At 64.9% G+C, this 7,306-nt stretch carries 6 protein-coding genes, 2 pseudogenes and 1 riboswitch; all 8 genes and pseudogenes read left to right on the top strand.

The genetic code is table 11. The features are described 5' to 3' along the window. Nucleotides 1-792 (top strand): annotated as a pseudogene (locus tag L979_RS16185) (hypothetical protein); the annotation flags it as partial. Between the two features lie 133 nt (nt 793-925). Beyond that, nucleotides 926-1,027, top strand: a riboswitch (TPP riboswitch). Next, nucleotides 1,018-1,869, top strand: a complete 852-nt coding sequence (gene thiM / locus L979_RS03485; protein WP_052209429.1) for a hydroxyethylthiazole kinase — start codon at nt 1,018-1,020, stop codon at nt 1,867-1,869. Its footprint overlaps the riboswitch before it by 10 nt. After that, a complete protein-coding gene (gene thiE, locus L979_RS03480; protein ID WP_047689268.1) occupies nt 1,866-2,531 on the top strand; it encodes a thiamine phosphate synthase in 666 nt (221 codons plus the stop codon). The genes thiM and thiE overlap by 4 nt, the downstream gene beginning before the upstream one ends. Next, complete coding sequence (locus tag L979_RS03475) at nt 2,528-4,138, top strand: bifunctional hydroxymethylpyrimidine kinase/phosphomethylpyrimidine kinase (RefSeq protein WP_052209427.1); 1,611 nt, start codon at nt 2,528-2,530, stop codon at nt 4,136-4,138. The genes thiE and L979_RS03475 overlap by 4 nt, the downstream gene beginning before the upstream one ends. A 294-nt stretch (nt 4,139-4,432) precedes the next feature. Next, the gene (gene rplU / locus L979_RS03470) at nt 4,433-4,744 is read left to right on the top strand and encodes a 50S ribosomal protein L21 (RefSeq protein WP_047689266.1); all 312 of its coding nucleotides are present in this window, start codon (nt 4,433-4,435) and stop codon (nt 4,742-4,744) included. A gap of 95 nt (nt 4,745-4,839) precedes the next feature. Further along, a complete protein-coding gene (gene rpmA / locus L979_RS03465; RefSeq protein WP_047689264.1) occupies nt 4,840-5,103 on the top strand; it encodes a 50S ribosomal protein L27 in 264 nt (87 codons plus the stop codon). 220 nt (nt 5,104-5,323) lie between these two features. Then, nucleotides 5,324-6,880: a GTPase ObgE gene (gene obgE / locus L979_RS03460; RefSeq protein ID WP_047689263.1), complete on the top strand. Its 1,557-nt coding sequence runs from the start codon at nt 5,324-5,326 to the stop codon at nt 6,878-6,880. A 46-nt stretch (nt 6,881-6,926) separates the two neighbouring features. After that, nucleotides 6,927-7,306, top strand: a pseudogene (locus tag L979_RS03455) (glutamate 5-kinase); the annotation flags it as partial.

Genomic DNA, 7,306 nt, shown 5'->3' with positions numbered 1-7,306 from the left:
CAGGCGAACGGGGAGACGTCCAGGGAAGCGAATGGTGCTGGTCAGGGCAAGGGTTCGCAGCGGCGTAAGAAGTCCGGCAGTTCCAAGCAGTCGGAGCCGGAATCAGAGGCCGCTGAGGCCACGGATCAGGGCGGAGAAACCGGTCCGGATGACGGCCGTGAGGGCAACAAGCGTCGTCGTAAGCGTCGTGGAAAGCGCTCCCGCAACCGTGGTCAGATCGACTCCGAGAACCGCAACGCATCCTCTGAGGGCGATGGCCGGGACCGTGAGGCTGTGCCGGAACCCACCACGGAATCCTCCTCGGATTCTGCCGTGGCAGACTCTGCAGGGGCGGACTCTGCGGGCGCGAATGCCCCGAAGGAGGCCGCAGCCAAGGGAGAGCCTGCAAAGAAGCAGAACACGGAACCCGTGGCACCCACGCAACGGGAACAGCCGCGTCGTCGTACCCGTGGGGCCAGGCGCGCTGCCGCCCCCGTGGGCACACCGGAGAAGGCTGATGCCCCGGCCGTTGCGGGCGTGACGGTGACCGCGGGGACTGCGGTGGCCGTGACCGGTGGCAAGGGGGACCAGTCCAAGGTGACCATCAACGGGCAGGTGATCGATCTGCCCTACGGCTCCGGTGGGGCACCCTCCACACAGCAGGCAGGGTCCGACCAGTCAGCTGTTGCGTCCTTGGATTCCCTGGCGGATTCGCTGGGGGAGCGTGGCCCGCAGCAGCCGTCAGCCCGCAAGCCGCGTCGCTCACGCCGAGCCTCGGCACCGGCTGCAGCACCGCGCGCGGACGCCGAATAAGGCTGAGGCCTTCCCACCAGTGGCCCGGATTCCCTTGTGGAATCCGGGCCACTGGTCTGTGCGGTGGGTGAACGTGGGCAGCGATTTGAGGTTCAGGGGCTGCGCAGCGCGGAGCTCAAAGCTATGGTGGGTTACCACTGACACGGGGTGCCGCGCATGCAAGGCGCGGCTGAGAGCACACCCGTTGAACCTGATCTAGCTCGTACTAGCGAAGGGATTGTCGCCATGACGCACACGGTTGCACCTGGCTCTCCATTTCCATCAGATCACCTGTCCACAGCACTGGCTGACCTCAGACTGCAGCGCCCGCTGGTGCAGTGCCTGACCAACGCGGTGGTCATCAACTTCACGGCCAATGCGCTGTTGGCAGCCGGGGCTGCTCCTGCCATGACGGACATTGTGGGGGAGTCCTGTGATTTTGCCCGGATCGCGGATGCCGTTCTGATCAACCTGGGCACGCCCACCCCGGAACAGCGTGAAGCCATGGTGGAAGCAGCCGCAGCGTGTCAGGAAACCGGCGCACCGTGGGTTCTGGATCCCGTGGCCGTGGGCTCACTTCCCATCCGAACCCAATTGGCGCGTGACCTGCTGCAGTACAACCCCACAGTGGTGAGGGGAAACGCCTCCGAGGTCATCGGGCTGTGCGGCGGGGCCGGCGGCCGTGGCACGGACACCACGGATCAACCGGGCGATGCTCTGGATGCTGCGCGAACCCTGCTCACAGACCACGGTGTCCAGGCCGTTGCCATCTCCGGGGAGGTGGACCTGATTGTGGGTGCCACCGACCATGGTGAGGTGGCGTGGCATGTACCCCACGGGCACCGCTACCTCACCCAAGTGACAGGCGGCGGATGTGCGCTGGGCGCTGTGATTGCGGCCAGTCTGGCCGTGCAGGCGGATCCCGTGGAGGCCGCTGTTGCCGGAAGTGTGTTGTGGGAGGTGGCTGCTGAACGTGCTGCTGCCCGAGCCAATGGACCCGGGTCTTTTGCCGTCGAACTCTTGGATCAGCTCAACTCCCTGACCCCTGAGGCTTTGGCCTCGCAGGCTGCCGTGACATGTGCGGAGGTGGCCCTGTGAGTCCCCACAACCATTTCTCCGCAGATGACCTCCTGCTCTATCTGGTCACGGACACCGAGCTCAGCGCGCCCCGCAGCGTGGCCGAGGTTGTGGAGGCCGCCGTGGCCGGCGGGGTCACCATGGTGCAGGTCCGCTCCAAGACCATGGGTGGACGGGACTTGCTGGATTTGACCTGTCAGGTGGCGCAGCGGGTTGGGCACCGCGTACCGGTGCTGGTGGATGACCGGGTGGATGTGTACCTGGCAGCTCGGAACCGGGGAGAAGCCGTGGCCGGGGTGCACGTGGGCCAGTCCGATCCGCCCGTACGGGATGTCCGCGCCATCTGCGGCCCTGAGGCGGTGGTGGGTCTCTCGGTAGCAACGCCGGAGGAATTCGTGACGCTGGATCAGCTGCCCGCGGGAATCGTGGATTACGCCGGGATCGGTGCTGTGCACGCCACACAGACCAAACCCGATCACCCCGAACCCTTGGGTGTTGAGGGCTTTGCCCGCGCCAGGTCACTGTGTTCGGTACCGGCCGTGGCCATTGGTGGGGTCAAAGTCCAGGACGCCACACCCCTGATGGAGGCCGGTGCCGATGGTTTGGCCGTGGTGTCCGGAATCTGCGCGGCCGATGACCCGCAACAAGCCGCCCGCGCGTACCGGGAGGTGATCGGGCGATGACCACCACAGACACTCCATGCTCACGCCCGGAAACCGGTCCAGCCATCACACCGCGACGTGTACCCCGGGTGCTCTCCATAGCCGGCACGGACCCCACGGGCGGGGCAGGTCAGCAGGCAGACCTCAAGACCATCACTGCTCTGGGCGGTTACGGAATGAGCGCGATCACCGCCGTGGTCGCCCAGAACACCCGCGGTGTTCATTCCATTCACGTCCCGCCGCTGGAGGTGCTCACGGCCCAACTCGACGCCGTGTCCGACGACGTCACGGTGGACGCGGTCAAGATCGGCATGCTGGGTTCCGTCCCCGTGATCCACACCGTCAAGAAGTGGCTCACGGCCAACCGGCCCCCGGTGGTGGTCCTGGATCCAGTCATGATCGCCACCGCTGGTGGGCGCCTGCTGGACGACGACGCCGAATCCGCCATGCGGAACATGCTGCACCTGGCAGATCTGGTGACTCCCAACCTTCCGGAACTGGCTGTTCTGCTGGATGTGGAAGAGGCCACGTCCTGGACGCAGGCCTTGAGCCAAGGTCAACAGTTGGCGGACACCTACCAGGTCAGGGTGCTGGTCAAGGGTGGTCATCTGGCTGGTGACCACACTCCTGATGCACTGGTAACGCCCGGGGCAACCACACCTGCGTTCCAGGCAAGTGCCCCCAAGATCCACACACGCAACACGCACGGCACGGGGTGCACTCTGTCCACGGCCGTGGCAGTTCTGGCGGCACGCACGGGGGACTGGGTCGCCAGCGTTGCTGTTGCCAGATCCTGGTTGCGGGAGGCCATCCAGCAGGCAGACCTCCTGGACGTCGGCGGTGGCAACGGCCCTGTGCATCACGGGCACCACCTGGCAGATCTAGTGGACCGGATGGTGCAGACACAGGCACTGAGTCAAGGCGTTGGCTCCGATGCCGCCACGGACGCCGGTCACGATGGTTCTTTCACGCAGTCACTGTGGGATCAAACCGTTGATGTTCGCGACCGAATCCAGAAGGGTGCGTTCGTGACCTCGCTGGCGGAGGGATCCATGCCTCACGCGGTGTTCCTGGATTACTTGGCCCAGGACCTGCTCTACCTCCAGGACTACTCCGTGGCACTGGCACAGCTGGCCGTGAGGGCACCGGAAGGACAGTGGAGGGCGTTCCTTGCAGAAGGAGCTGCCGGCTGTGCTCGAGAAACAGCACAGCTGCACACCACGCTGGTGGATACCCGAGCGGAGGTGTCCGCCAGTCGTGTGACCAGCGAGTACACGGAGTTCCTGCTGGCCACCACCCAATCACGTGACTGGGCGGTGGGGGTTGCAGCAGTGCTTCCGTGTTACTGGCTCTACGCCTGGATCGGTGAGCAGTTGGCACAACAGGCCCCAGGTGTGTCAGCCGCGGAGCACCCTTACGCCGCATGGATCAGTGCCTACTCGGATCCGGTGTTCACCGAGGCCGCGCAGCGCGCTCGCGTCGTCGTCGATCATGTGGCACGCGGGGTGTCACCGCAGGTTCAAGAACAGATGCGCACGGCGTTCCACCGGGCCTGCGAGTTGGAGGAGCAGTTCTTCCGTGACCCCTGCGATCGTGGGGGACCGTCACGGGAGCCGTCCGGAACGTGAGCCTGCTCGCATGCGCGACTCGCGGGACACAGATGCTTGCCGCAGGTTGCGGGCATACCGTATTCTCGATCCCTGGTGCGTGGCCTGCGAGCCCCCAGAACTACCGTCCATAGCTTCAGCGCGGAGCGCGGCACGCACACCGGGTGTAGTTCCTGACCTTTTGCACATCGGTCCTGACCAGCGTCTCCATCCCACTGGCCGGTCTTGATGCGGATGTGCACGACTCCTTGGTCCGTGAAGGGAACACGCTCGCCATAGACAGTTTTGTTTCGTCTCGAGAGAAGTGAGTTCCAAGTGGTGTACGCGATTGTCCGCGCTGGCGGCCGCCAGGAGAAGGTTGCAGTTGGAGACCTGGTAACCATCGACCGTGTCGCTGGTGATGCAGGCAGCACCATCGAGCTTCCGGCAGTTCTGCTGGTCGACGGTGACAAGGTCACCTCCGATGCCAAGTCCCTGTCCGGCGTGAAGGTCACCGCCGAGGTGATTGAGGACCTGCGCGGTCCCAAGATCCGCATTCAGAAGTTCAAGAACAAGACCGGTTACAAGAAGCGCCAGGGCTTCCGTGCCGAGCTGACCACCGTGAAGGTCACCGGCATCGACGCCTGAGGCGTTCGGTCCCCACACCCAACCAGCCCGGCCCGCAGCGTCACGCAGCAGCGAACGCTCATCCAGGGGCCACCTAGCGAAAGCAGGCATTAGACATGGCACACAAGAAGGGCGCCAGCTCCACCCGCAACGGCCGTGACTCCAACCCGCAGTACCTGGGCGTCAAGCGCTTCGGTGGCGAGAAGGTCAACGCCGGTTCCATCATCGTTCGCCAGCGCGGAACCAAGTTCCACCCCGGCGCCAACGTTGGCCGCGGCAAGGACGACACCTTGTACGCACTGGCCACCGGTGAGGTTGCCTTCGGCACCAAGCGCGGTCGCAAGGTCGTCAACGTTGTTGAGGCCGCAACCGCCGAGTGATTTCCGACCGGCACAGGCGCGCAGCTGTCACGCTGCTGACCTGCCCGGTCCTGCTGATGCACGGTGAACCCGTGCATCACCGCTCACTGCATGAAGTAGAGGGTGGGTGCCATGTGCGCCCGCCCTCTACTCTTGTTTACACACAACTTTTCTGGGCTCCACGGGACACCGACGCAACATGCCGGGTCCACGGGGCCAACCATCCACACGAGGAGAATCCATGGCAGAGTTCGTCGACCGCGTGGTGTTGCACACCAGCGGCGGTAACGGCGGCCACGGGTGCGTGTCCGTCAAACGCGAGAAGTTCAAGCCCTTGGGCGGCCCGGACGGCGCCAACGGCGGCGACGGCGGATCCGTGATCCTGCGCGTGGACGGTCAAACCACCACGTTGCTCAACTACCACCGCTCACCGCACCGCGCAGCACCCAACGGTGGACCCGGCATGGGCGATCACCGCCAAGGGTTCGTGGGGGAGGACCTCATCCTCTCCGTCCCGGACGGCACGGTGGTCAAGGACCGTGACGGCAACGTGCTGGCTGACCTGGTGGGAATCGGCGCCGAGTACGTGGCCGCCTCCGGTGGCCAGGGTGGTCTGGGCAACGCGCACCTGGCCTCTCCCAAGCGCAAGGCGCCGGGCTTTGCCCTGTTGGGGCTGCCCGGGCAGGCGAACGATGTCGTACTGGAACTGAAGTCCCTTGCAGACATCGCCCTGGTGGGTTATCCGTCGGCAGGCAAGTCCTCCCTGATTGCGGCCATCTCCAAGGCTCGCCCCAAGATTGCGGACTACCCGTTCACTACCTTGGTGCCCAACCTGGGTGTGGTGGAGGCGGGGGACTACCGCTACACGGTGGCTGACGTTCCCGGACTGATTGCAGGCGCATCCGAGGGCAAGGGCCTGGGTCTGGAGTTCCTGCGCCATGTGGAGCGCTGTGCTGCCCTGGTGCACGTGCTGGACTGCGCCACGCTGGAACCGGGACGGGATCCGATCTCCGATCTGGAAATCATCGAATCGGAACTGGCTGCCTACGCCGTGGACGGCCGCTTGGACGGCGGCCGCTCCGTGCCCCTGTTGGAGCGTCCGCGCCTGGTGGTGCTCAACAAGATCGATGTCCCGGAGGCCCGTGAACTCGCGGAGTTCGTGCGTCCCATGCTGGAGGAGAAGGGTTACCGGGTCTTTGAAGTCTCCACGGCCTCCCATGAAGGTCTCAAGCAACTGACTTTATCCATGGGCCAGATTGTGCAGGAGGGCCGGGAACAGGAACCTGATACCGAGCCGGCACGCGTGGTACTGCGTCCCAAGGCCGTACGCGGTGGGGCCAAGGAATTCACCATCACCCGGGAGGAACGCTCCCTGGAACCCATCTGGCACGTGCGTGGAGAGAAGCCGGAGAAGTGGGTGCTGCAGACCGACTTCAACAACGAGGAAGCCATTGGCTACCTGGCTGACCGCTTTGCCAAGCTCGGGATCGAGGAGGAGCTGTTCAAGATGAACGCCCGCCCCGGTGACGCCGTGCTGATTGGCCCAGAGGAAAACGGCGTGGTCTTTGACTGGGAGCCCACCATGTTGGGTGGTGCCGAACTGTTGGCCTCCCCGCGTGGCACGGATCCCCGCTTGTCAGAGGACCACAGGCCCACGCGTGAGCAGCGTCGTCGTGAATACTACGAACGTATGGACGCCAAAGCCGCAGCCCGTGACGAATTGGAGGCGGAGCGTTTGGCCGGGATGTGGACCGAGTCCGTGGACGAGCGCCGCGCCCGCAAGCGCGAGTCCGAATGAGCCCAATCAGCATCAGGTGACGGCAGTGGGAAGGACACCGGAGAGCATGCCCACACGGGTGCAGGAAATCGACGTTGAAGCCCTGGAGGGCATGGCTGCCAAGTCGGCCTCTCAGCTCAGTGCGGAGAATCGCGGCAAGAACCGGCGTTCGCCCATTGAGCAGCGCGATCAGATTCACCTGGCCAAGCGCATTGTGGTCAAGGTGGGGTCGTCGTCGTTGACCAGCATCCAGAACTCGATTGACGAGGCCGCTGTGCAGCGCATTGTGGCCGCCCTGGGCAGTCTGAAGTCCCACGGCAAAGAGGTGGTGTTCGTTTCCTCCGGCGCCATTTCTGCCGGGCTGGCGCCGCTGGGATTTTCCCGGCGGCCCAAGGATCTGGCCTCTCAGCAGGCCGCGGCCTCCGTGGGGCAGGGGCTGCTCATGGG

Origin of the sequence: Kocuria sp. ZOR0020 (assembly GCF_000800955.1) — a bacterium.
GTDB lineage: Bacteria > Actinomycetota > Actinomycetes > Actinomycetales > Micrococcaceae > Kocuria > Kocuria subflava.
Note: the sequence above shows the minus strand (reverse complement) of the source record. Positions and strands in the feature narration are given on the sequence as shown.